This window comes from Nocardioides sambongensis (genome assembly GCF_006494815.1).
GTDB lineage: Bacteria > Actinomycetota > Actinomycetes > Propionibacteriales > Nocardioidaceae > Nocardioides > Nocardioides sambongensis.
The window spans coordinates 3,334,903-3,359,290 of sequence record NZ_CP041091.1 but is presented as its reverse complement, the minus strand read 5'-3'; the positions used below and the strand labels follow the sequence as shown (position 1 = coordinate 3,359,290).

Here is a 24,388-nt window from a genome sequence, read left to right as displayed (position 1 = left end):
GGGCCTGCAGATGGGGTGCGGGTGGGCGTGGGTGGCGTGTGCGCCGTGGGCCGGGCCGAGCGTTCGCCCGTCGCGAAAACGGCCGTCGCCGCGGATCCGCCGTACCCGCAGACCGCCTAGGCTCGCTGGCGTGACGATCCTGGACGACGCCCGCGAGGGCATGGACCTGACCATCCGGCCGACCGACGACCTGTTCGGGCACGTCAACGGCACCTGGCTGGCGACCACCGAGATCCCTTCGGACCGGTCGAGCTGGGGCCCGTTCGTGCAGCTGGCCGACCAGGCCGAGGAGCAGGTGCGGCAGATCATCACCGAGCTCGCCGACGGCGCGGCGGCCTCGGAGGAGGTGGAGAACACCGTCGAGGCGCGCAAGATCGCCGACCTGTTCAACTCCTTCATGGACACCGACCGGATCGACGCGCTGGGCACCACGCCACTCGAGCCGCTGGTCGCGGCCGTCAAGGGCCTGCGCGACATCCGCGACCTCGCCGCGTTCCTCGGCGAGTTCGAGCGGATCGGCGGCTACGGCATCTTCGGGTCCTACATCGACACCGACGCCCGCAGGTCCGACCGCTACCTGTTCCACCTGGTCCAGGGCGGCCTCGGCCTGCCCGACGAGTCCTACTACCGCGAGGACAAGTTCGCCGAGATCCGCGCCGCCTACCTCGGCTACCTGGAGCGGATGCTCACCCTGGGCGGCCACGAGTCGCCCGCCGCGGCGGCGCAGCGGGTCCTCGACCTGGACACCGAGCTGGCCCGCGGCCACTGGGAGCGCGCCGAGACCCGCGACGTGCAGAAGACCTACAACCTGCTGACCGGCGACCAGCTCAAGGAGCTGTGCCCCGGTTTCGCCTGGGACGTCTACATCACCAACCTCGGCGGCCACATCGAGGGCGAGAACGCGACCGCGGCCGAGGTCGTGGTGCGCCAGCCGTCCTACTTCGCCCACCTCTCCGGGGTGCTCGAGGCGACCGAGCTGGAGGTGTGGCAGGACTGGCTGCTCTCGCATGTGCTGCGGTCGGCGGCGCCGTACCTGACCGACGAGTTCGTACAGGCCAACTTCGACTTCTACGGCCGCACCCTCAACGGCACCCCGGAGCTGCGCGCCCGGTGGAAGCGTGCGGTCACCTTCGTCGAGGGCGCGATGGGGAGGCGGTCGGCAAGGAGTACGTCGCCCGCCACTTCCCGCCGACCTCGAAGGCGATGATGGACGAGCTGGTCGCCAACCTGCTGGCGGCGTACCGGGTCTCCATCGAGGCGCTGGACTGGATGACCGAGGAGACCAAGCAGCGGGCCTTCGCCAAGCTGGAGACGTTCCGGCCCAAGATCGGCTACCCGGAGAAGTTCCGCGACTACTCCGCGCTGAGCGTGCGGCCGGACGACCTGTTCGGCAACGCGGCGGCGTCGTCGGCCTTCGAGACCGACCGCCAGCTGGCCAAGATCGGTGCGCCGGTGGACCGCGACGAGTGGTTCATGCTGCCGCAGACGGTCAACGCCTACTACAACCCCGGCACCAACGAGATCTGCTTCCCGGCCGGGATCCTGCAGCGGCCCTTCTTCGCCCCCGACGCGGACCCGGCGGAGAACTACGGCGGCATCGGCGCGGTGATCGGCCACGAGATCGGTCACGGCTTCGACGACCAGGGCGCGCAGTACGACGGCGACGGCAACCTCAACGACTGGTGGACGCCCGAGGACAAGGCGGCGTTCGAGGTGAAGTCCAAGACCCTCATCGACCAGTACGCCGAGTTCGAGCCGCGGAACCTGCCCGGCGAGAAGGTCAACGGCGCGCTGACCGTGGGGGAGAACATAGGTGACCTCGGCGGCCTGACGATCGGCCACAAGGCCTACGTGATCTCCCGCCGGGCGCTCGGCGAGGAGGCGACGGCGGAGGACCGCAAGAAGGTGTTCCTGAACTGGAGCTATGCCTGGCGCACGAAGCGTCGCACCGAGCAGGAGCGTCAGTACCTCACGATCGACCCGCACAGCCCGCCGGAGTTCCGCGCCAACATCGTGCGCAACCTCGACGAGTTCCACGAGGTCTTCGGCACCCAGCCCGGCGACGGGCTGTGGCTCGACCCCGATGAGCGGGTACGGATCTGGTGAGGCGCGCGCGGTGACGGCTCGGTGGGCGCCCGGAGTCGGTGCTGGTGCGGGTCGGCCGACGCGTGGAGTGGTGCTGACGCGGGGTCGGCGCGAGGGCCCGGTGAGGGCGTCAGTGGGCGGACCTATCGGCTGAAACCCGCACGACACGCCGGGGCGCACCGGCGTGTCGTGCGGGTTTCACCGGTCAGCCGGGGAAACCCGCAGCCCGCCCGGTCAGCACACGCGGATCTGGCTCAGCCCGATCTCGCCGCCGTGACCCTGCCCGTTGGTGTCGCCGATGCCGACGCTGAGCCACTCGCCGGCGTTGCGCTGGGCGCGGGTCCACACCAGCGACTTGGTGTTGGACGTGCGGCCGGCCCGGGCGCGGACGTCGAGACCGACGATCGTCGTGAAGTCGCGGACCCGGGACAGCCCGCCGACGTGGGTGTGCTGGGCGGAGGTGTTGTTGAGCCGCACCTTGATCCGGAGCCTGCCGTCGCCGAGGGCGACCTTGCAGACCTGCACCTTGCCGCCGTGGAGCTGGGAGCCGTTGCTCCACGCCGCCTGGGCGGCCGGCCCGGTGAGGGCGAAGGCGCCGACGAGCAGGGCGGTGAGGAGACCGAGGACGGTGAGGCGGGTCGCCGTACGGCTGGCGGTGGTGGTCGCGGGACGCATGGGGACCCTTCTACCCGCTCGGAGCGGGAACCAACCCCCGGGACCGGTGCCCCTCGGCGTTCGACGTCCGCGCCTAGCCTTCTGCCATGACTCCCTTTGAACCCGCCGTCGTCGACGCCGTGCTGGCCCACATGAACGACGACCACGTCGAGGACAACCTGCTCATCGTGCGCGCCAACGGTGCCCCGGGTGCCGCGTCCGCGGTGATGATCGGGCTCGACTCCGAGGCCGGCGTGTGGGAGGCGGTCGGCCCCGAGGGTGGCACCGAGCACGTCCGGGTGCGGTGGCCGGCCGGCGAGATCAGCGAACGCGCCGAGATCCGCCGCGAGGTCGTCGCCCTGTACGACGCCGCGTGCGCCGCGCTCGGGCACGAACCCCGCCCGCACTGACGCGACCGCGCCGATCCGCCCGCGCCGACCCGCCCGCACCGACTCCCGCCGGCAGGCCCGGACGCGTCGGGCGCCGCGGGAGCGCCTCCCGGTCCCCGGGCCGCGGCTACCTACACTCGCTGAGCATGCGGCGACTCGACATCCAGGGACTGCGTGCCATCGCGGTCCTCACCGTCGTCGCCGACCACGCCGGTGTCGGTCCGCTCTCGGGCGGCTTCGTGGGCGTGGACGTCTTCTTCGTCCTCTCGGGCTTCCTGATCACCTCGCTGCTGGTCCGTGAGGCCGACCGCAGCGGACGGATCAGCCTGCTGGGCTTCTACGCCCGCCGGGCCCGCCGGATCCTGCCGGCCGCCACGCTGGTCCTGGTCGCCACGCTGGCGTTCGCCGCGGCGACCCTCTCCTACCTGCGGGTGGAGCGGATCGCCACCGACGTGGGCTGGTCCGCGGTCTTCCTCGCCAACGTCCACTTCTCCCGGCTCGGCACCGACTACTTCGCCGAGGGTCTCCCGCCCTCGCCCGTGCAGCACTACTGGTCGCTGGCGGTGGAGGAGCAGTTCTACCTGGTCTGGCCGCCGTTGCTGATGCTGGTGCTGTGGCTCACCGGGCGGCGTGCTGCGGAGCGGGCCGGGGCCGGCGAGCGGCGGAGGATCGAGGGTCCGGTCGCGATCGTGGTCGCCGTACTGGGGGTGGCGTCGTTCGCCTGGTCGGTCCACCTGCTCGGCGACAACCAGACCGCGGCGTACTTCTCCTCGCTGGGGCGCGCCTGGGAGCTCGCCGTGGGCGCCCTGCTGGCGGTGCTGGCGGCGCGCCTGGAACGGATGCCCACCGCGCTGCGCTGGGTCCTGTCGGGGGCGGGCTGGTGGCCATCGCGGTCGCCGCGGTCGCCTACGACGCCGGTACGGCGTTCCCCGGCCCGGCCGCGCTGCTGCCGGTGCTCGGCACGGCCGCGGTGATCGCCGCCGGGATCGGGGTCGACGCGGTGGGACCGTCGAAGGTGCTCACCACCCGGCCGCTGACCTGGATCGGCGACCTCTCCTACTCCTGGTACCTCTGGCACTGGCCGGTGCTGGTCCTCTGGGCGGCCCAGGCCGAGGGCCCCGTCGGGTGGCTGGAGACCTCCGCGCTGGTCGGCGTCTCGCTGCTGCTCGCGATGGCCAGCTACCACCTGGTCGAGAACCCGATCCGGCACAACCGCTGGGTCGCTGCCCGGCAGCGTCGCGCTCTCGCGCTCTGGCCGGCGGCGATCGGGGTCGTGCTGCTCGGCATGTTCGGGTCGCAGGCGGTGGCCGAGCAGCGGCTCGACGAGCGTCTGGACGCCAACGCGCAGTACCTCGATCTGCGCGACGGGGACCTCCCGGTACGCCACGAGCTGCGTGACTCGGTCGCGGCCGCCGAGGAGGGGGAACCGGTGCCGTTCCCGCTGACCGACCTGGACATGGTGCCGGAGCTGGAGACGGACCTGTGGAACTACAGCTACGCCTGCAATGCCCAGCAGTCGTGGACCCAGGTGCGGCTCTGCCCGGTCGGCGACCCGGAGGCGGACCGCACCGCGGTCGTGGTCGGCGACTCCCACATGGGGCAGTGGCTGCCCGCCTTCGACGAGCTCGGCGCCGAGCACGGGTACCGGGTGGTGCCGCTGATCAAGTTCGGCTGCTCGCCCTTCGCGGTGGAGATCACCTGGGGCGGCCGCGACTACCACGAGTGCAGCGACTTCCGGGGCTGGGTGGCCGACCAGGTGGCGGAGATCCGCCCGGACGTCGTGCTGATCGGCAGTCGCGGCCTGCAGCGCAACATGACGGTCCCGGTCGCCGACCGCCCGGCCGCCTGGTCGAGCGGCGTCCGGGAGACGGTGGCCACGTTCGAGGAGTCGGCCGGCGAGGTCGTCCTGGTGGGCGACGTGCCGCCGCTGGACGTCGACCCGATCGAGTGCGTCACCGATGCCGCGGCCACCATGGCCTCCTGCATCGCGGACGCGGAGGCACGGGTGGTCCAGGCCAACGAGCTCACCGAGGAGGTCGCCGCAGACCTCGGCGTCCGGTACGTCGCGGTCGCCGACCTGGCCTGTGTCGAGGGCCGCTGTCCGGCGGTCGCGGGCGGCCTGATGGTCTATGCGAACGACGATCACCTCAGCCGCACCTGGGTGCGGCACGTGACGCCCGAGGTCGGGGAACGACTCGGCTGGAGCTGAGCGCCGGGAGTCGGGGCCCGGAGCGAGGGTCCGGTGCCCGTGGTGGTTGTGTCGGAGTGCCGGGTTCGGATGGGGTGCGACGGGACGTGACGGGCGAAGGAGAAGACGTGGACCAGGCGACGGCAGAGCTCGATGCGACGACGGTGCGGGCGCAGGCCGAGCAGCACCTGCGGGCGCTGGTGGGGCGCGACGACGTCACCCTGCACGAGGACCAGTGGTCCGCCATCTCGGCCTTGGTGATCGACCGGCGCCGGGCGCTGGTGGTGCAGCGCACCGGTTGGGGCAAGTCGGCGGTCTACTTCATCGCCACCCGGCTGCTGCGCGACCGGGGCTCCGGGCCGACCGTGATCATCTCCCCACTGCTCGCGCTGATGCGCAACCAGATCGCCGCGGCCGAGCGCGCCGGCATCCGGGCGATGACGGTGAACTCCACCAACATCGAGCAGTGGGACGAGGTGCACGGCGCGATCGCGGCAGGCGAGGTGGACGTGCTCCTGGTCAGCCCGGAGCGGCTGAACAACCCCGGGTTCCGGGACGAGGTGCTGCCCCGGCTGGCCGCCACCTGCGGCCTGCTGGTGGTCGACGAGGCCCACTGCATCTCCGACTGGGGCCACGACTTCCGTCCGGACTACCGCCGGATCCGGACCCTGCTCGGCGAGCTCCCCGACGGCATCCCGGTGCTGGCCACCACCGCCACCGCCAACCAGCGGGTCACCGACGACGTCGCCGAGCAGCTCGGCCGGGAGACCTTGGTGCTGCGCGGCTCGCTGGACCGGGCGTCGTTGCGGCTGGGCGTGGTCCGGCTGCAGACCGCCGAGCAGCGGCTCGCCTGGCTCTCGGACCACCTCGCGGAGCAGCGTGGGTCCGGGATCATCTACTGCCTGACCGTCGCCGCGACCCAGGAGGTCGCCGACTACCTGCGCTCGCGCGGGCACCAGGTCGCCGCCTACTCCGGGCAGACCGAGCAGACCGAGCGCCTGGCGCTCGAGCAGGCGTTGATCGACGGCGAGGTGAAGGCGCTGGTGGCGACCAGCGCGCTGGGGATGGGCTTCGACGCCGCGCTCGGCTTCGTGGTCAACCTCGGTGCGCCGGACAGCCCGGTGGCGTACTACCAGCAGGTCGGCCGCGCCGGACGCGGCGCGGTGGAGGAGGCCTCCGTGGTCCTGCTCCCGGCGACCGAGGACCGCGACATCTGGGCCTACTTCGCCTCCCTTGCCTTCCCGAGGGAGGCGGTGGTCCGCGAGACGCTCGCGGTCCTCACCGAGGAGGGCCGAGCGATGAGCACGGCTGCGCTGGAGCCGCGGGTGGACCTCTCCCGCACCCGGCTGGAGACGATGCTGAAGGTGCTCGACGTCGACGGCGCGGTTCGCCGCGTCAAGGGCGGTTGGGAGGCCACCGGCCGGGAGTGGGTCTACGAGGAGGAGCGCTACCGCCGGGTCGCGGAGGCCCGCGCCGCGGAGCAGCGCGCGATGCTCGACTACCTGGCCACCGACGAGTGCCGGATGGCCTACCTGCGCCGCCAGCTCGACGACCCCGACGTGCTCGCCGACCCGGGCTGGACCTGCGGTCGCTGCGACAGCTGCGGCGGACTCCGGCTGGACCTGGAGACGTCCCAGGAGGCGATCTCCGCCGCCGCCGACCGGCTCGCCCGCCCCGGGGTGGCGCTGCAGCCGCGCAAGCTCTGGCCCACCGGACTGCCCACCATCGGGGTCGAGCTCAAGGGCCGGATCAACCCGTCGCTGGAGGAGGGCCGCGCGATCGCGCGCCTCACCGACCTCGGCCACGGTGCCGCACTGCGCTCGCTGTTCGCCACCGACTACAGCGAGCACCCCGAGGGCCGCGTGGTGGACGGCCCGGTGCCCGACCACCTCGCCCGCGCCATGGTCACCCTGCTGGGCGACTGGCGTCCCGAGGTGGACGTGATCGTGACGGCCGGCTCGGTCCGGCGTGGAGAACTGGTCACCGACCTCGCCGCCGGACTCTCCCGGTTCCTGGGCCGACCCGTCGTCGGCCAGTGGAGCGTGGTCGATCCGACGATCCCACCGGACAAGGGCGCGACGAACTCCGCCCAACGGGTGGCCGCCGTCTCCCGGCGCAGCGACCTGCGACTCGAGTCGCCGGATGCGGTGTCCGGTCGCCGGGTGCTGCTCGTGGACGACCTCTGGGTGACCGGCTGGTCGCTCACCCTCGCCGGGTCGGCGCTCTACGGCGCCGGCGCCGACCTGGTGCTCCCCCTGGTGCTGGGGGTCTCCGGCTGAGCGAGCCGGGTGTGCGCAGGACCGCCCGGGCCGTCGACGCTCGGGTCCACGGAAAGCGGCACTCGCGGTCCTAGGCTGCGGCTATGACGGACGACGCTGCGGGACGGGACGACGCACCGGACGAGACGGGTCCGCGGGAGCCTGACAGCTCCGCCCCACCGACGCAGGACGTCTCCGAGACCCAGCCGATCGCGGCCGGCCGCGAGGAGCGACCCGCGGTGCCGCCGAGGACCCCCGATGCCGGGGATGCCGCGGACGGCGGTCCGGCGGGCTGGCCCGCTTCCTCCGGGGCTGACGCTCCCGATGCCGCGCCGGGTGCGCCGGGTGGTACTCAGGGTGCGCCGGGTGCCGCTGCCGCGGGTGCCGGATCGACACCGGGGTCCGCCGGGGTCCCGGCCGGCTCCGACCCGGACGGGTTGCCGCCGCCGGTGCCCGGTACGGCAGCGCCTGGCACGGGGGCGCCCGGTGCTGTGCCGCCTGGTGTTGTGCCGCCTGGTGCTGTGCCGCCTGGTGCCGGCGAGTCTGGTGCTGTGCCGCCAGGTGCGAGCGAGCCCGGTGCCGCACCGCCCGGTGCCGTCCCTGCCGGGGCCGGGGCTGTGGGCGCCTCCCCGGTGGGCGGCTCCCCGACCTACATCGACAGCGACCCCGAGGAGAGCCACACCCGCGTCTTCCCGCCGCCGGTGGTCGTCGACGACCAGGACCACCCGGCGGGCCCGGGTGATCCGGGCGAACCCGCCGGGCCGGTCGCGGCGAGGCCGGCCGAGAAGGGCGGACTGACCGGGGCGCTCGCGGTGCTCGGCGCCGGCCTGCTGGGCGCCGGCATCCTGATCGCCGCCTTCCGCGGGCGTGACGAGGAGGGGGACATCGACTGGACCGTCCTCGGGTCGGGCCTGGCCGCCGTTCTCGGCCTGCTGGGGCTGTCGCTGGTCGTGGCGCTGGCCGTTCGTCGTACCGAGCCCGGGGGGTCGCGGGCCGACCTGGTCACCTGGCCGGGAGTGGTCGGCATCCTCGGCCTGGGCGTCCTGCTGCCGATCCTGCTCGACGAGTGGGACGTGGACGAGCAGGCCTACCTGGTCGGCGCGGTGATGCTCCTGCTGGCCGTCCTCGGCTATCTGTTGGCTCGCCGCCCGGCGTTCGCCGTGACCGCCGTGATCGCTCTCGGCGTGATCTACCTGCAAGGGTTCGAGGACCTCTTCGGCGACCAGATCGACGCCGACGACGTCAACGTCTGGCTCGCGCTCGGAGCGACCGCTTTCGTCGCCCTCGTGACCATCGTCGGATGGGCCCTGCCGAGCCGGATCATCACGGGTGTCGCGGTGGGCGTGATCGGCGTGGTCGGCATCTGCGCCAGTCTGCTCGGGATGCTCCTCGCCCGGATGGTGGCCGGGCTCTTCGGCGACGCGGCCGGGTTCGCCGGGATGCTGCTCGGGGTGACCGGCTCCGACGACGCGTTCGGGGGCACCGAGGGCATGGAGTCCGGCTTGGGCGGGGTCTCCGCGGTGCCCGCCGACTACGAGAGCGACGTCGCCGTCGTACTCGCCCTCGCCGGGGCCCTCGCGCTGCTGTGGCTGCTCGCCGCCTGGCTCACCAACCACTCCGGCTTCTCGGTGCTCGCGTTGGCGATCGTCGCACTCGCCCTGCCCCTGGCCACCGTGGTGCTCGCGGTCGAGCACCCGACCTGGTGGGTGGCCGGACTGGGCGCCGGGGGCGCGGTGGTGCTGCTGCTCGCGATGCCGCTGGCCCGGCGGCGCGCGCGCAAGCTGGACGAACAAGTCGTCTGAGCACCGGGAGCCGCTCGGTCCCGGGTCGGGCTCGGTCGCACTGGCCGCGGGCTGACGGGGGAACTCCGTGTCGGGCCGACGCGTTAGCGTCAGGTCCACCCTCCGGCCCGACCGGGCGGAGGCGTGTCCCGGTCGCGTGGAGGTGTCGGTGAGCTTCGTTCCGGTTTCGGGTCCGGCCCTGCTGCGCGCGGTCGTCCCGCCACGGGAGTCGGAGATCGAGTTCAGCGCGGCCGCCGACTCCGGCCGGAGGGCACGCACCATCAGCCTGCCGGTCCGCGCCGCGCTGCCGGTGCTGGCCCGGGCCCGCGACGACGCCGAGGCCCACCCCAGCATCGCGCTGCTCTCCGGGGCCGCGCTGCTGGCGACCCGGTTCGTCGCGGCCGGCAAGCTCACCCCCGTCGCCGAGAGCGACCCGCCGCAGTGGCGCGTGGACGGGCTCGACGCCCGCGACGACGAGAGCATCCGCCTCCTCGCCCGCGCCCGGGGCTACGACGGGCTCGACCCCGAGGAGGCCGGCCGCGTGGTGCGGGCGATGATCGACGCCGTCGTCGACACGCTGCCGCGCACCGGACCGGCCGGGCCGTCGACCCGGTCCCGCCGCTCCGCCACCGGGCCACGCACGTCACGGGCGACGGAGGCGACGGGGGCGACCGGGGCGAACGGGGCGACGGGGACCGCCACGGGTGACGACGGCTCCGACGGCGGGACCCCGGGCGACGGGGGCCGGCCCGGCGCCGAGCCACCGCACGAGCCGAAGGTCGACTTCGCCGCCCGCGTCCGCCGACGGGTGGCGGAGCGGTCTCGCGCGGAGCGCGGCCCCGGCAACCGGCTGCCCGAGCTGGTCCGGGTCTCGCTGCGCGTCGAGGCCGACGAGGAGGATCTCGAGGTCGGCAGCGTCCGGCTGGTGCTCCAGGTCCACGACGAGCGCGATCCGCTGCACGTCGCCGACGCCGCGGTGCTCTGGGCCGAGGACGGGGACGCGGCGGATACACCCGGAGGACACGGGTTCGGGCCCGGTGCCCGCGTGCACGCGAGCATCGCGCTACGGGCGGCCGCCGACGTGTGGCCGCCGCTGGAACGACTCCTGGGCTTCGCCGTACCGGACCAGCTGGTGCTGGAGCCGGCCGAGGTTTCCAGCCTGCTCGAGCACGTCGGCGGGCTGCGCGACGCCCACGTCGATGTGCACTGGCCGCGTTCGCTCGGTAGGGAGCTGACCACCCGGGCGGTGCTCGACCGGTCGCCGCGGGACCGTCCGGTCGAGCGCAATCCCGAACTGCCGCTGCAGGACAGTCCGTTCTCCGTCGACGGGCTGTTCTCGTTCTCCTGGCAGGTCGCGCTGCACGGGGATCCGTTGGACGAGGCCGAGATGCGCGAGCTGGCCGACGCGGCCAGCCCGATCCTGAAGCTGCGCGGCGCGTGGACGGTGGTCGACCCGACCACCGCCCAGCGGGCCCGCAAGCGACTGATCCGCTCCGCCTCCGGCGCGCAGGCGCTCGGCGCGGCCCTGAGCGGAGTCACCGAGGTGCCGGCCGGCGCGGGGGAGGAGCCGGTCGCCGAGCAGGTCGTGGTCGGCGCCGGCCTGCTCGCCGTACGTGACCGGGTGCTGTCCGCGGCGACCCGCGACCCGCTGCCCACGCCGTCGGGGCTGCGGGCCGAGCTGCGCGACTACCAGCGCCACGGCCTCACCTGGCTCGCCGACCTGACCGGCCTGGGCCTGGGCGCCTGCCTGGCCGACGACATGGGCTTGGGCAAGACGATCACCCTGATCAGCCTGCACCTGCACCGCTTGGCCGAAGGTCAGTCGCAGGGGCGCCCCACCCTGGTGGTCTGCCCGGCCAGCCTGCTGGGCAACTGGGAGGCCGAGATCGCACGGTTCGCCCCCGGGGTGCCGGTGCGGCGCTTCCACGGCGCGACGCGGTCCCTGGCCGGCCTCATCGAGCCCCATTCGGATTGGTCGGGAAATGGCGCGGATCCCGACCAATCCGAATGGGGCGCGGGCGCCGCGGGGGCCGGGTCCGGGTTCGTGCTCACCACCTACGGCACGCTGCGCAGCGACCCGGACCCACTGGTCGCCCTCGACTGGGACCTGGTCGTCGCTGACGAGGCACAGCACGTGAAGAACTCCCGCTCGGCGACCGCCCGCACCCTGCGCAAGGTCCCGGCACACGCCCGGGTCGCGCTCACCGGCACCCCGGTGGAGAACGACCTGACCGAGCTCTGGTCGATCCTGGACTGGGCGGTGCCGGGGCTGCTCGGCAGCCGGCAGGCGTTCCGGCGGGTGTGGGCGGCGCCCATCGAGTCCGGCGCGGAGCCGACCAAGGCCCGCCAGTTCGCCGACCTGATCGGGCCGTTCCTGCTGCGCCGCCGCAAGACCGACCCCGGGATCGCGCCGGAGCTGCCGCCGAAGACCGAGACCGAGCACCTGCTCGGGCTGACCCGCGAGCAGGTCGTCCTCTACGAGGCGTTCGTGCGGGACACCATGGAGCGGATCGAGCGCGCCGACGAACAGGCCCGCCGCGGCCTGGTGCTGGCCCTGCTGACCGGGCTGAAGCAGATCTGCAACCACCCCGCTCAGTTCCTCAAGCAGTCCGGTGCGGTGCGGCTGCGCGGTCGCTCGGAGAAGTTCGACCTCGTCGAGGAGCTGGTCGCCACCGTCCTCGCCGAGTCCGGCGGCGTCCTGCTGTTCACCCAGTACGTCGCCCTCGGCCACCTGCTCGAGCAGTACCTGACCTCGATCGGCGTCCGCCACCAGTTCCTCCACGGCAGCACCCCGGTCGCGGAGCGGGAGGCGATGGTGCGCCGGTTCCAGGAGACCTCCGAGGACGAGCAGCCACCGGTCTTCCTGCTGTCGCTGAAGGCGGGCGGCACCGGGCTCAACCTGACCCGGGCCGACCACGTGATCCACGTCGACCGCTGGTGGAACCCGGCCGTCGAGGACCAGGCCACCGACCGGGTCCACCGGATCGGACAGACCCGTCCGGTGCAGGTGCACAAGCTGGTCACCACCGGGACCATCGAGGAGCGGGTCGCCGCGCTGCTCACCCGCAAGCGGGCGCTCGCCGACGCGGTCCTCGCCCGTGGCGAGGCGGCGCTGACCGAGCTCTCGAACGAGGAGCTGCGCGACCTGGTCACGCTCCGCAAGGACCAGCGCCGTGCCGGCATCCTGGCCGATCTCCGAGCGCGTGAGCAGAGCTTGGACGCCCCGTGAGGACCACCTATCCGCGACAGGCCGGACGGCGCGGAGGAGCCCGGTCGTGGTGGGGGAAGGCGTGGCAGCGGGCCGTGGAGGAGGCCGCCTTCACCGAGTCCGACCTGCGCGCCGGACGGGCGGTCGCCCGCCGGGGCGAGGTCGGTGGGATCAGCATCGGCTCCGGCACGGTGCTGGCCGCGGTGCGCGAGGGCGACGACGCCTGGACCGTCGAGGTGAGCGTCCCGGAGCTCGAGGACGAGCAGCGCCGGGCACTGGTCGACGTGGTGGCCGCCGCCACCGGACGAGTCGCCGCGCTGCTCGCCGGCGACCTGCCGCACGACCTGGTGGAGCACGCCGAGGAGATCGGCGTCGAGCTGCTCCCCTACGGCGGCGAGCTGGCCGCGACCTGCACCTGCCCGCACGCCCTGGATCCCTGCCCGCACGCGCTGGCAGTGCTGGCGCAGACCGGCTGGCTGGTGGACGCCGACCCCTTGGTGCTCTTCGCCGTGCGCGGACTGGACCGGGAGTCGCTGCTCGCCGACCTGCACGCCCGCACCGCCCCGGCCGATCTGGACGGCCACGCGAGCGCAAGCGCGGTCGACCTGGCCGACGACGTGGAGGTGGCGGCCGACGCGGTGCTCCGCGCCCGTCGCCTGGTGGAGCTGCTCGAGGCCGGCGCCGACCTCCCCGACGGCCTGCTGTGACGTCGAGTTGGGGGTTCGGGCCCGTCGAGTCGGGGGTTCGGGACGGTTGAGTTGGGGATTCGGGTCCCTTGAGTTGGGGATTCTGCACGCGGAATGCGCTTGTGACCTGCCCTTTCGAGGAATACCGTCGAAGAGTGAGTCAGCTGCAGGCGCGTCTGCGCGAGGACCTGGGCACCGCGCTGCGTGCCCGGGACCGTGCGACGGCCGGGGTGCTCCGCACTGCTCTCGCAGCGATCGCGAACGCCGAGGCTCAGCCGGTACCCGTCGGCACCTCCCCGATGTCCACGAGCGAAGGCCCCATCGCCGGCGCAGCGCTGGGCGTCGGTGCGGCTGAGGTGGCGCGACGGGAGTTGTCCGAGGCCGACGTACAGGCGGTGGTGGCGCGCGAGCGCGACGAGCGGCTCGCGACGGCCGTCGAGCTGGCGGCCCACGGACGCGAGGCGGCCGCCGAGCAGCTGCGGCACGAAGCGGCGCTGCTCGGGCACTACCTCGACGACGCCGTCCAGCGCTGAGCGTGCCGGCGGGCCCGAACCGCCGACTCAACGGTCCCAACCCCCAACTCAACGGTGCCAACCGCCAAGTCGACGGGAGCGAACCCCCAAGTCAACGGGCCCGAACCCCCAACTCGACGAGGGGGTCAGGCCTGCAGGGTCTCCCGGAGGGTGATCGCGTAGTCCGCGTAGGCGGTCCGCAGCGCGGTGCCCGGCCAGTCGGCGGGGAGCAGATCGGCCGGCAGCAGCGGATCGCCGGCCAGGTGCCGTACGACGCCGGCCGCGACCGCGAGCCGCACCGAAGGTGCCGCCGGGACCGCCAGGTCGTCCAGCAGGCGGCGTCCGGTGGCCGCCCAGCCGGGGAGGTCCCACAGCTCGGCGGCGAGCTCGCCGGGGTCGCCGTCGGGCACCGCGCGGAACGTGCTGAGCACCGGCTCGTCGGCGTAGCCGCGGCGTCGGCGGAGGTTGGCCGGCCGGGTCCACACCCCCTCGCGCAGCTCGGCGAGCCGGTGCTCGGTCAGTGCCTCGCGGAGCGCGGCGCGCTCGGGGCCGGAGCGTCCGGTGACCACCACGACCGCCATCTCCCAGGCGCCGTCCCAGGCCGTGCCGGCGTCCTCGACGGCCTCGTCCTGGTGGCGCTGGCGCCGAGCGAGCCGCTCGCCGAGCACGTAGTCCCCGTCGATCCGCTCGAGGTCACCGGCGGCCACGGCGCGGGTCAGGGCCGTGCGCAGCGTGGAGGCGGCGACGCCGAAGTGCGTGCCGGCGGCGGCGAGCTGGGCCGGGGTCCAGCGGGCGGGGTGGGAGCCGAGCATCAGGCTCAGCACGACCGAGCGCGCCGGCAGCGGGGAGAGCTCCATGCACCGACCTCCTCGGTTGCTACAGATATAGACACAATTGCGGTGCAAAGCGTAGCATCGCCGGTATGACCCACGAGGTGTTCAACCAGGTCCCGCCGCTGGTCGGCCACGACACCGCCGCCGACCCGGTCCTGCTGGAGGGCGTGCAGCGCGAGGGCGCGGCCTGGGCCCTGCCGGAGATCCACGAGCTCGGCCGGCTCGCGGGCACCGCCGAGGCGCAGGGCTGGGGCCGCTTGGCCGAGCGCGTCCCGCCGCGACTGCACACCTTCGACCGCTACGGCAACCGGATCGACGAGGTCGAGTACGTGCCGGCGTACCACCAGCTGATGGAGACCGCCGTCTCGCACGGGGTGCACGCGGCGCCGTGGGGCGACGACCGGCCCGGCGCCCACGTCGCGCGCGCGGCGAAGTTCTTCGCGTGGAACGTCGACGCCGGCCACGGCTGCCCGGTCTCGATGACCTACGCGGTGGTGCCCGCGCTGCGGCAGAGCCCGGAGCTGGCGGCCCGCTTCGAGCCGCTGCTGACCAACCGCACCTACGACTTCGGGCTGCGCGACCCGGAGACCAAGGCCGGTCTGGTCGCGGGCATGTCGATGACCGAGAAGCAGGGCGGCTCGGACGTGCGCGCCAACACCACCACGGCGACGCCGTTGGCCGGGCGGGACGGCGCCGACGGCACCTACGTGATCCGCGGCCACAAGTGGTTCACCTCGGCGCCGATGTCGGACATGTTCCTCACCCTCGCCCAGGCCCCCGGCGGCCTCTCCTGCTTCCTGCTGCCCCGCGTGCTGCCGGGCGGTGAGGCGAACCCGATCCGCTTCCAGCGGCTCAAGGACAAGCTGGGCAACAAGTCCAACGCCTCCTCCGAGATCGAGTACGACGACGCGATCGGCTGGCTCGTCGGCGAGGAGGGCAAGGGCGTGAAGACCATCGTCGAGATGGTCAACATGACGCGGCTCGACTGCGTCATCGGGTCGAGCTCGGGGATGCGCAACGCACTGGTCCAGGCGACCCACCACGCCCGCCACCGCGCGGCGTTCGGCAAGCTGCTGGTCGACCAGCCGCTGATGCGCAACGTCCTCGCCGACCTGCAGGTCGAGTCCGAGGCTGCGATGACCGCGATGCTCCGCCTGGCCGGGGCCAACGACCGCGCGATCCGCGGGGACGAGCAGGAGGGCGCGCTGCGCCGGCTCGCCCTGGCCGCCACCAAGTACTACGTGTGCAAGCGTGCCCCGATCGCCGCGGGCGAGGCGCTGGAGTGCCTCGGCGGCAACGGCTACACCGAGGACTTCGACCTCGCCCGGATCTACCGCGAGATGCCGCTGCTCTCGATCTGGGAGGGCTCCGGCAACGTCGCGGCGCTCGACGCGCTGCGGGCGATCGGCCGCGAGCCCGCCTCGCTCGACGCCTTCTTCGTCGAGGCGGAGCTGGCCGCCGGCGCCGACCCCCGGTACGACGAGGCGCTGGCCTCGCTGAAGAAGGAGCTCACCTCCTTCGACGACCTCGAGCTCCGGGCGCGCCGGATCGTCGAGCAGATCGCGCTGGTCTTCCAGGCCGGGCTGCTGCTGCGCCATGCCCCCGCGGCGGTGGCGGACGCGTTCTGCGCGACCCGGCTGGGCCGGGACTGGGGCGGGGCGTTCGGCACGCTGCCGGCCGGTGTCGACCTGGCGCCGATCCTGGACCGGGTCCCGGCGACGGCCTGATCCGGCCGCTCGCCGGCCTCAGGTGCTGCCGAGCGCGGCCAGCGCCATGGCGGCGAGCAGGCTCCCCAGCTCGTCGTCACCGATCGTGTGACCGGTGCGGGGGTGGAGTTGATCAGCCCGAAGACCGCCTGCACCGCCGCGTGGGCGGCGCCGGCGCCGAGGCCGGGGCGCAGTGCGCGCAGCTGGTCGGCCCAGAGGTCGACGTACCGGCGCTGGAAGTCGCGGACGGCGACGCGGGCGTCGAGCGGCAGGGACTCCCAGTCGCGGTCCTGGACGATGATCAGCGGCCGGTGGGCGAGGGCGAACTCGACGTGCCAGTCGACCAGCCCGCGCAGGGCGGCCGCAGGGTCGCCCCCGCCCTCCTCGACCCGTTCCCGTCCGACGGCGAGGAGTCGTTCGGAGATCGAGACGAGCATCTCCGCGAGCATCGCCTGCTTGGAGGGGAAGTGCTTGTAGATCGCGGGGCCGCTGATCCCGACCGCCGCGCCGAGGTCGGCGACCGAGACGCCGTGGAAGCCGCGCGCGGCGAAGAGGTCCGCGGCGGTGGCCAGGATCTGCTCCCGGCGGGTCGGCTCCGACATGGGACGACAGGTTAGCGGGCGTTCACCGTCGGCCCCTGCGCGTTCGCCGTCCGCTCTGCCCGTTCGCCGTCGGCTCTGCCCGTTGACCATCTGGTTAATGGTCATTAACCTGGGTGCCGTGTCCGAACCAACCCTCCGCGACCTCACCGCCGAGCTCCGCGATCGCCTGGCCCGGGTGCGCCAGGGCGGCAGCGAGTCCGCCCGCGCCAAGCACACCGGACGCGGCAAGCTGCTCCCGCGCGATCGGGTCGACCGGCTCCTCGACCCCGGCAGCCCCTTCCTCGAGTTCGCCCCGCTCGCCGCCTACGGGATGTACGACGCCGGCGACAACCCCTACGCCGTCCCGGCCGCCGGCGTGGTCGCCGGCATCGGCAGGGTGCACGGCCGGCTCTGCGTTGTGGTCGCCAACGACGCCACCGTCAAGGGCGGCACCTACTACCCGATGACGGTCAAGAAGCACCTGCGGGCGCAGACCATCGCGGCGGAGAACAACCTGCCGTGCATCTACCTGGTCGACTCCGGCGGCGCCTTCCTGCCGATGCAGGACGAGGTCTTCCCCGACCGCGAGCACTTCGGCCGGATCTTCTTCAACCAGGCCAACATGTCCGGACGCGGCATCCCCCAGCTCGCCGCCGTGATGGGCTCGTGCACCGCCGGCGGCGCCTACGTGCCGGCGATGGCCGACGAGACGGTGATCGTGCGCAACCAGGGCACGATCTTCCTCGGCGGTCCGCCGCTGGTGAAGGCCGCGACCGGCGAGGTGGTCACCGCCGAGGAGCTCGGCGGCGGCGACGTCCACGCCCGCACCTCCGGTGTGGTCGACCATCTGGCCGAGGACGACGGGCACGCGCTGCGGATCCTGCGCGGCATCGTGGAGACCCTCCCCGTCAGCACCCCCAGCAGCGCCGAGGCGCATGCCGAGATCGAGGAGCCGCTGGAGTCCCCGGACACGCTGGCCGACGTGGTGCCGAGCTCCACCCGCACCCCCTACGACGTCCGCGAGGTCATCCGGCGCGTCGTCGACGGCTCCCGCTACTCCGAGTTCAAGCAGCTCTACGGCGAGACCCTGGTCTGCGCGTTCGCTCGGATCCACGGCCGCCGGGTCGGGATCGTGGCCAACAACGGCATCCTCTTCTCCGAGTCCGCGCTCAAGGGCGCCCACTTCGTGGAGCTGTGCAACCAGCGCGGCATCCCGCTGGTCTTCCTGCAGAACATCTCCGGTTTCATGGTCGGCCGCGACTACGAGAACAAGGGGATCGCCCGCGACGGCGCCAAGCTGGTCACGGCCGTCGCCTGCTCCGTCGTACCGAAGTTCACCGTGGTGATCGGGGGCTCCTTCGGTGCCGGGAACTACGGTATGTGCGGACGCGCCTACGACCCGCGGTTCCTGTGGATGTGGCCCAACGCGCGGATCTCGGTGATGGGCGGCGAGCAGGCCGCCAACGTGCTCGCCACGGTCGCCGGCCGGGAGGACGACGAGGCGTTCAAGGAGCCGATCCGCGCCCAGTACGACGAGCAGGGCTCGGCCTACTACGCCAGCGCCCGTCTCTGGGACGACGGCATCATCGACCCCGCCGACACCCGCCGGGTGCTCGGAATGGCGCTGGAGGCCGCCGCCCAGGCGCCGGTCCCGGAGCCCTCCTACGGCATCTTCAGAATGTGAGGGACGAGGACATGTCCATCACCACGGTCCTGGTGGCCAACCGCGGCGAGATCGCGCTGCGCGTCTTCCGCACCTGCGAGCGGGTGGGCCTGCCCGGCGTCGCGATCCACACCCGCGAGGACGAGGGCGCGCCGCACACCCGGGTGGGGGAGACCGAGTCGGTCCGGGTGTCGTCGTACCTCGACATCGACGCGATCATCGACGCCGCGCTCTCCTCGGGCGCCGACGCCATCCACCCCGGCTACGGGTTCCTCTCGGAGAACGCCGCCTTCGCCCGCGCCGTGATCGACGCCGGGCTCACCTGGATCGGCCCCTCGCCCGCGGTGATCGAGCGGATGGGACGCAAGGACGCCGCCCGCGAGCTGGCGGTCGCCGCCGGGGTGCCGGTGGTGCCGTCGTACGGTCTCGACGACGACCCGGAGACCTTCGCCTACCCGGTGCTGGTCAAGGCCGCCGCCGGCGGTGGTGGCAAGGGGATGCGGGTGGTGCGCTCGGCCGCCGAGCTGCCCGAGGCGGTCGCCGCGGCGAAGCGGGAGGCGTCGAAGGCGTTCGGTGACGACACGATGCTGATCGAGAAGTACGTCGAGTCCGGCCGCCACATCGAGGTCCAGGTGATGGGCGACGCGCACGGCACGGTGCTGCACTTCGGGGAGCGGGACTGCTCGCCGCAGCGGCGGCACCAGAAGGTGCTGGAGGAGGCTCCGGCCCCCACGCTCGACGAGGACACCCGGGCCCGGATCCATGCGGCGGCGGTCGACCTGGCCGCCTCCGTCGGCTACACCGGAGCGGGCACGGTGGAGTTCCTGCTGGACAACGCGACGGGCGACTTCTACTTCCTGGAGATGAACACCCGGCTGCAGGTCGAGCACCCGGTCACCGAAGCGGTCACCGGCGTGGACCTGGTGGCGCTGCAGCTCAACGTCGCGCTGGGCGACCCGCTGCCCCTGACCCAGGCGGACGTGCGGATCAAGGGACACGCGATCGAGGCGCGGATCTACGCCGAGGACTCCTTCGCCGGCTTCCTGCCGCAGGCCGGCACCGCCACCCACGTCACCTGGCCCGCGGGGGCCCGGGTGGATCAGGCGCTGGAGAGCGGCCAGGTGGTCACCACGGCCTACGACCCGATGCTCGGCAAGATCATCGCCCGCGGAGCCGACCGTGCCGAGGCGGTCGAGCGGCTGCTGGAGGCGCTCGACGGCACCGCGATCTTCGGGTTGACCACCAACACCGGCTTCCTCCGGGCGCTGGTCGACTCGACGGAGTTCCGCGACGCCGCGATCGACACCGCGTGGCTGGACCGCAACGTCGTACCGGAGCCGAGCGACGAGGGCGCCCGGGTGCTCGCCGGGATCGTGCTGAACGCGGTGCTGGACACGGCGCCCCGCGGCCCCTGGCAGCCCGACGGGTTCCGGATGGGTGGCCCACGCGGCCCCTTGGTCGAGCACGGCCGGCCCCTGGGGGCCGATGGCTGGCAGACCGGGGCCGACGCGACGGCGACCGGCGTGCAGCGGGTCGGCCACGTCGGCGTCGGTGACGGCTTCGTGCTGCGCGGACGCCACGGCAGCGAGGTGGTGCACCGGGGTCAGCGGTTCGTCCTCGACGAGCCGGCGCTCAGCGACGAGGGCGGCGCGTCCGGGGACGGCACGGTGGTCTCACCGATGCCCGGCACGGTGCTCGACGTCCGCGTCGCCGAGGGGGAGACGGTCAGCGCGGGTCAGGTGCTCGGCGTGGTCGAGGCGATGAAGATGGAGCTGGCGCTGGAGGCCCCCGCCGACGGCACCGTCACCGCGGTCACCGCCGCGGTCGGTGACCAGGTGGCCCTCGGTGCCACCCTGTTCGTGGTGGAGTCGGCGTGACCTCGGAGCGCGGAGCCCGGGCCGCCGGTCCGACCAGTGCTGCTGGAGGTGCCCGATGAGCCGAGACCTGCCGATGGTGATCGGGGAGCCCGGACTCCCCGAACGCGTGACGATCTACGAGGTGGGCCCCCGCGACGGTCTGCAGAACGAGAAGGCGGTCGTCCCGACGGAGGTCAAGGCGACCTTCGTACGACGCCTGCTGGCCGCGGGCCTCCCGATCGTCGAGGCGACCAGCTTCGTGCACCCGCGGTGGGTGCCCCAGCTGGCCGACGCCGCCGACCTGATGCGCGGCCTCGTCGCCGACCTCGGCGACGCCGCCCGCGAACTGCCGGTGCTGGTGCCCAACGAACGGGGACTCGAGCGGTCGGCCGAGCTCGGGCTGCGCCACGTCGCGGTCTTCGCCTCCGCCACCGAGGCGTTCGCGGCGAAGAACCTCAACCGCACGCTGCTGACCCAGTTCGAGATGTTCACCCCGACGATGGCGAAGGCGATCGACCTCGGGATGACGGTGCGCGGCTACGTGTCGATGTGCTTCGGCGACCCGTGGGAGGGGCCGGTGCCGGTCGACCAGGTGGTCGCGGTCGGCACCCGCCTGCTCGACCTCGGGGCCGACCAGCTCAGCCTCGGCGACACGATCGGCGTCGCCACGGCCGGACACGTCCGGGAGCTGATCGGCGCCTTCGGCGACGCTGGCGTCGGCCCGGAGCGGTTGGCGCTGCACTTCCACGACACCTACGGGCAGGCCCTGACCAACGTGCACGCGGGGTTGCAGGGCGGGGTGACGACGTACGACGCCTCGGCGGGTGGGCTCGGAGGCTGCCCGTATGCGAAGAGCGCCACGGGCAACCTGGCCACCGAGGACCTGGTGTGGTTCCTCACCGGGCTGGGCATCGAGCACGGCGTCGACCTCGAGGCGGTGGTGGAGACCAGCGGCTGGATGGCCGACCAGCTCGGCCGGCCGAGCCCGTCGGCGGTCGTCCGGGCCCTGGGTGGCGACAGTCGCTGAGGGCGATCGGTGCGGACCTGTCGGCCGAAACCCGCGCGACACGCCGGTGTTGCCCGGCGTGTCGCGCGGGTTTCACCGGCTGACCGGTGAAACCCGCACCCCCGGCCGCACCAGGAACTCCCGCGCCGCATACCGCCCCACCTGCCACGTGCTGATCCCGTCGGTGGCCATCCCGACCGCACCGCCGACCAGCGGCACCCGTCGCCCGACGGTGGTGGCCATCCGCTTGCCGATCACCCGGCCGACCAGCTCGCCGGCGAGCACCCCGGAGACAACCCGGTCCAGCTGGGGGTCGTGGGCGGGGGCGGTGGCCAGGGCCATCGGCGGCGCGGGCACCTTGCCCGCCGCGATCAGCTTGCCGACGGTCTCCTCGCCGAGCAGGGAGACCATGATCGCGTTGCGGACCCGCGGCTCGGCCAGGTCGTAGCCGCGCAGGTGCACGATGCCGGCCACCATCCGGGACTGGATCACGGTGAGTCCGACGATGTTCGCGGGGGCGACGAGGGTGGCGGTGACCAGGCCGCCGAGGTTGGTCAGTAGCCCTTCGACGCTGGCGTAGAAGACGTGGTTCTCGATGACCTCGCGGACCGCCTTGTCCCGGTCGCCGTGCTGCTCGCGCAACTGCTCCTCGGCCGCATCCGCGGCGGGCGGCAGGGGGCCGACTCCGTGGATCGCCCGGAGCAGCGCCTCGCGGACGAAGGTCTCGGTCAGTCCGGGCGCGAGCGTCGTCACCCGCGGCGCGAGCTGTCGCGCGGCCTGGGCGGCGAGGCCCTTCTTCATCCGGCTGGCCATGCGTCCATCCAACCACCCACCCCCAGCGGGGCGGTCGCCCCGCGTAGCGTTCGTGCCTGTGACCCCGGTCGAGCCGCCACCGAGTCGTTGGGAGCTGCCGACCGGCGAACAGATGGCGGCGCTGCCCGACGGTGCCGGCGACCTGGTCGCGATCGGCGCCGACCTGGAGCCGGGCACGCTGCTGGCCGCCTACCGCCGCGGCCTGTTCCCGATGCCGGAGGACCGGCGCAGCATCGGGTGGTGGAGCCCGGTGCGGCGGGGTGTGTTGCCGTTGGAGCGGCTCAAGGTGTCCCGGTCGCTGCGGCGCTCGGCGCGGGACTTCGAGATCCGGGTGGACACCGCGTTCGCCGCCGTGATGGAGGGCTGCGCCGACCCAACCCGACCGATGGGCTGGATCGACGACCGGATCAAGGACGCCTACACCGCGCTGCACCGCCTCGGCTGGGCGCACTCGGTGGAGACCTGGCGCGAGGGCCGCCTGGTCGGCGGGCTGTACGGCGTCGCGATCGGGGGACTGTTCGCGGGAGAGTCGATGTTCCACGTCGAGCGGGACGCCTCGAAGGTCGCGCTGGTCGGTCTGGTCGACCTGCTCGCTGCGGACGAGGCGGGGTCGCAGGGCCGCCGGCTGATCGACGTGCAGTGGTCCACCCCGCACCTCGCGACGCTGGGCGTGATCGAGCGGACCCGGGCGTCGTACCTGGCCGGGCTGCCGGAGCTGGTGGCGGCACCGCACGTCATCTGGTGAGTGCCGCACCAGCAGTTGCCTCAGACGAACAGGCTCATCAGCAGGCACATGCTGACGCCTACAACGCCGACGATGGTCTTCATCACCGTCCACGACTTGAGGGTGTCTGCGACGCTCATCCCGAGGTAACGGTTCGCCATCCAGAAGCCAGTGTCGTTGACGTGTGAGGCGGCCGCGGCCCCGGAAGCGATGGAGATCGCGGTCAGCGCCAGCAGGGGCTGCGAGGCTCCGAGGTTTTCCGCGACCGGCGCGGTGAAGGTGGCGCCGGTGATCATCGCGACGGTGCCCGAGCCCTGGGCGATCCGCATCAGCAGGGCGATCAGGAACCCGAACAGGATCAGCGGGATCGACCACGCCGACATCTGCTCGGCGATCACGTCGCCGACCCCGGCCGCTACCAGCACGCCACCGAAGACCCCACCGGCGCCGGTGATCAGGATGATCACACCCGCCGGAGCGAGTGCCTTGGTGCTCAGGTCCTGCAGCTCCTGGGCGCTGAACCCGCGACGCGTGCCGAAGTACCAGAGGGTGAAGAGGGTGGTGATCATCAGCGCGATCACCGGGTGCCCGATGAACATCAGCACCGAGCGGATGTTGCTGCCCTCGGCGAGCGTGAGGTCGGCTGTGGTCGAGGAGAGGATCAGGACCAGGGGCAGCAGCAGGGTCGCGATGACGGCGGTCAGGCTGGGGAGCTTGGACGCATCCATCTCCGGAGCGTCGGAGGCAGGCGGTACGACGTGGAGTCGCTTGGAAATCCAGCGACCGAACACGGGTCCGGCGATGATCATCGCGGGCAGACCGGCGATGACGCCGAACAGGATCATCCACCCGAGGTCGACGCCCAGGATGCTGGCGGTGGCGATCGGGCCGGGCGTCGGGGGGATGAAGGTGTGGGTGACCGAGAGTCCCGCGCACAGCGGGATCGCGTAGAAGAGCAGGGACTTGCCGGTCCGACGCGCGATCGGGTACAGCATCGGCACCAGGATCACGATCGCCACGTCGATGAAGACGGCGATCGAGACCAGAAAGCCGGCCAGGCCGAGGCCGAAGGAGAGGGTCCGCTCGGAGAACCGGTCGATGATCGTGGATGCGAGCTTCTCTGCGGCCCCGGCCTGCCGGAGGACCTCTCCGAAGATCGACCCGAGACCGATCACGATCGCGATCTGTCCGAGCGCCCCTCCCATCCGATCGACGATCAGCTCGATGAGCTCCTCGCCGGCGAACCCGGTGGCGAACCCGACGGCGATCGCCGTGAGCAGCAGGGCGATGAAGGGTTGCAGCTTGACCTTGATGATCAGGATCAGCAGTGCGGCGACGGAGATCGCCGCCACGCTGACCAGGTAGCCGGTGCTCTGGGTGTCCATGGTTCTCCTTGAAACGTGCAGGCAGAGTGAACCGCGTCAACGGCCGGAGCCGTCGTACGG

General features: G+C 72.9%; 18 protein-coding genes and 2 pseudogenes. 15 read left to right on the top strand and 5 right to left on the bottom strand.

Features of this window, described 5'->3' with window-relative positions:
- Window positions 1–10: 10 nt before the first annotated feature.
- Both FIV43_RS23905 and FIV43_RS23900 read left to right on the top strand, forming a co-directional pair.
- Window positions 11–1,278, top strand: a pseudogene (locus tag FIV43_RS23905) (hypothetical protein); the annotation flags it as partial.
- Entirely contained in the window at window positions 1,270–2,106 is an 837-nt protein-coding gene (locus FIV43_RS23900) for a M13-type metalloendopeptidase (RefSeq protein ID WP_407938906.1), read from the top strand. The pseudogene FIV43_RS23905 and the gene FIV43_RS23900, both read left to right, overlap by 9 nt.
- Before the next feature lie 213 nt (window positions 2,107–2,319).
- Here the strand turns inward: FIV43_RS23900 and FIV43_RS15775 are convergent, their stop codons facing one another.
- The gene (locus FIV43_RS15775; protein WP_141014899.1) at window positions 2,320–2,760 is read right to left on the bottom strand and encodes a hypothetical protein; all 441 of its coding nucleotides are present in this window, start codon (window positions 2,758–2,760) and stop codon (window positions 2,320–2,322) included.
- A gap of 86 nt (window positions 2,761–2,846) precedes the next feature.
- On the opposite strand from FIV43_RS15775, the gene FIV43_RS15770 reads away from it, so the two are divergent.
- The 8 genes from FIV43_RS15770 to FIV43_RS15735 all read left to right on the top strand — a co-directional run bounded on the left by FIV43_RS15770 (window position 2,847) and on the right by FIV43_RS15735 (window position 13,782).
- Entirely contained in the window at window positions 2,847–3,149 is a 303-nt protein-coding gene (locus FIV43_RS15770; protein ID WP_141014898.1) for a DUF2470 domain-containing protein, read from the top strand.
- A gap of 125 nt (window positions 3,150–3,274) precedes the next feature.
- Complete coding sequence (locus FIV43_RS15765) at window positions 3,275–4,102, top strand: acyltransferase family protein (protein ID WP_141014897.1); 828 nt, start codon at window positions 3,275–3,277, stop codon at window positions 4,100–4,102.
- Window positions 4,009–5,337 carry an acyltransferase family protein gene (locus tag FIV43_RS15760; RefSeq protein WP_141014896.1) on the top strand — a complete coding sequence of 443 codons (1,329 nt, stop codon included), beginning with the start codon at window positions 4,009–4,011 and terminating at the stop codon, window positions 5,335–5,337. Before FIV43_RS15765 ends, FIV43_RS15760 begins: the two co-directional genes overlap by 94 nt.
- 107 nt (window positions 5,338–5,444) lie before the next feature.
- The gene (locus tag FIV43_RS15755; protein ID WP_141014895.1) at window positions 5,445–7,595 is read left to right on the top strand and encodes a DEAD/DEAH box helicase; all 2,151 of its coding nucleotides are present in this window, start codon (window positions 5,445–5,447) and stop codon (window positions 7,593–7,595) included.
- A gap of 596 nt (window positions 7,596–8,191) precedes the next feature.
- The gene (locus tag FIV43_RS15750) at window positions 8,192–9,376 is read left to right on the top strand and encodes a hypothetical protein (protein ID WP_141014894.1); all 1,185 of its coding nucleotides are present in this window, start codon (window positions 8,192–8,194) and stop codon (window positions 9,374–9,376) included.
- A gap of 148 nt (window positions 9,377–9,524) precedes the next feature.
- Window positions 9,525–12,584 (top strand): DEAD/DEAH box helicase, encoded by a 3,060-nt coding sequence (locus FIV43_RS15745; protein WP_231123444.1) that lies wholly within the window; start codon window positions 9,525–9,527, stop codon window positions 12,582–12,584.
- Window positions 12,581–13,270 (top strand): SWIM zinc finger family protein, encoded by a 690-nt coding sequence (locus FIV43_RS15740; protein WP_141014893.1) that lies wholly within the window; start codon window positions 12,581–12,583, stop codon window positions 13,268–13,270. Before FIV43_RS15745 ends, FIV43_RS15740 begins: the two co-directional genes overlap by 4 nt.
- Before the next feature lie 134 nt (window positions 13,271–13,404).
- Window positions 13,405–13,782 carry a GatB/YqeY domain-containing protein gene (locus FIV43_RS15735; RefSeq protein ID WP_196780836.1) on the top strand — a complete coding sequence of 126 codons (378 nt, stop codon included), beginning with the start codon at window positions 13,405–13,407 and terminating at the stop codon, window positions 13,780–13,782.
- 125 nt (window positions 13,783–13,907) lie between these two features.
- Here FIV43_RS15735 and FIV43_RS15730 read toward each other — a convergent pair whose 3' ends face one another.
- Window positions 13,908–14,618, bottom strand: coding sequence for a PaaX family transcriptional regulator C-terminal domain-containing protein (locus FIV43_RS15730; RefSeq protein WP_141014892.1), 711 nt, complete (start codon window positions 14,616–14,618; stop codon window positions 13,908–13,910).
- Between the two features lie 65 nt (window positions 14,619–14,683).
- Here FIV43_RS15730 and FIV43_RS15725 point away from each other — a divergent pair, with 65 nt between their 5' ends.
- Window positions 14,684–16,321 carry an acyl-CoA dehydrogenase family protein gene (locus FIV43_RS15725; RefSeq protein ID WP_141014891.1) on the top strand — a complete coding sequence of 546 codons (1,638 nt, stop codon included), beginning with the start codon at window positions 14,684–14,686 and terminating at the stop codon, window positions 16,319–16,321.
- 161 nt (window positions 16,322–16,482) lie between these two features.
- Here FIV43_RS15725 and FIV43_RS15720 read toward each other — a convergent pair.
- Window positions 16,483–16,902 (bottom strand): annotated as a pseudogene (locus tag FIV43_RS15720) (TetR/AcrR family transcriptional regulator); the annotation flags it as partial.
- Between the two features lie 118 nt (window positions 16,903–17,020).
- Between FIV43_RS15720 and FIV43_RS15715 the strand changes: the two are divergent.
- The 3 genes from FIV43_RS15715 to FIV43_RS15705 are packed head-to-tail and all read left to right on the top strand — an operon-like array spanning window position 17,021 to window position 21,427.
- The gene (locus FIV43_RS15715) at window positions 17,021–18,565 is read left to right on the top strand and encodes a carboxyl transferase domain-containing protein (protein WP_231123443.1); all 1,545 of its coding nucleotides are present in this window, start codon (window positions 17,021–17,023) and stop codon (window positions 18,563–18,565) included.
- Between the two features lie 11 nt (window positions 18,566–18,576).
- Complete coding sequence (locus FIV43_RS15710; protein WP_141014889.1) at window positions 18,577–20,421, top strand: acetyl/propionyl/methylcrotonyl-CoA carboxylase subunit alpha; 1,845 nt, start codon at window positions 18,577–18,579, stop codon at window positions 20,419–20,421.
- A gap of 55 nt (window positions 20,422–20,476) precedes the next feature.
- Entirely contained in the window at window positions 20,477–21,427 is a 951-nt protein-coding gene (locus FIV43_RS15705; RefSeq protein ID WP_141014888.1) for a hydroxymethylglutaryl-CoA lyase, read from the top strand.
- Window positions 21,428–21,499: 72 nt separating this feature from the next.
- On the opposite strand, the gene FIV43_RS15700 is transcribed toward FIV43_RS15705, so the two are convergent.
- Complete coding sequence (locus tag FIV43_RS15700; protein ID WP_231123442.1) at window positions 21,500–22,219, bottom strand: EcsC family protein; 720 nt, start codon at window positions 22,217–22,219, stop codon at window positions 21,500–21,502.
- 58 nt (window positions 22,220–22,277) lie between these two features.
- On the opposite strand from FIV43_RS15700, the gene aat reads away from it, so the two are divergent.
- Complete coding sequence (gene aat / locus FIV43_RS15695; RefSeq protein WP_407938834.1) at window positions 22,278–22,964, top strand: leucyl/phenylalanyl-tRNA--protein transferase; 687 nt, start codon at window positions 22,278–22,280, stop codon at window positions 22,962–22,964.
- Window positions 22,965–22,984: 20 nt separating this feature from the next.
- Here the strand turns inward: aat and FIV43_RS15690 are convergent, their stop codons facing one another.
- A complete protein-coding gene (locus tag FIV43_RS15690; RefSeq protein WP_141014887.1) occupies window positions 22,985–24,328 on the bottom strand; it encodes a GntT/GntP/DsdX family permease in 1,344 nt (447 codons plus the stop codon).
- Between the last annotated feature and the right edge of the window lie 60 nt (window positions 24,329–24,388).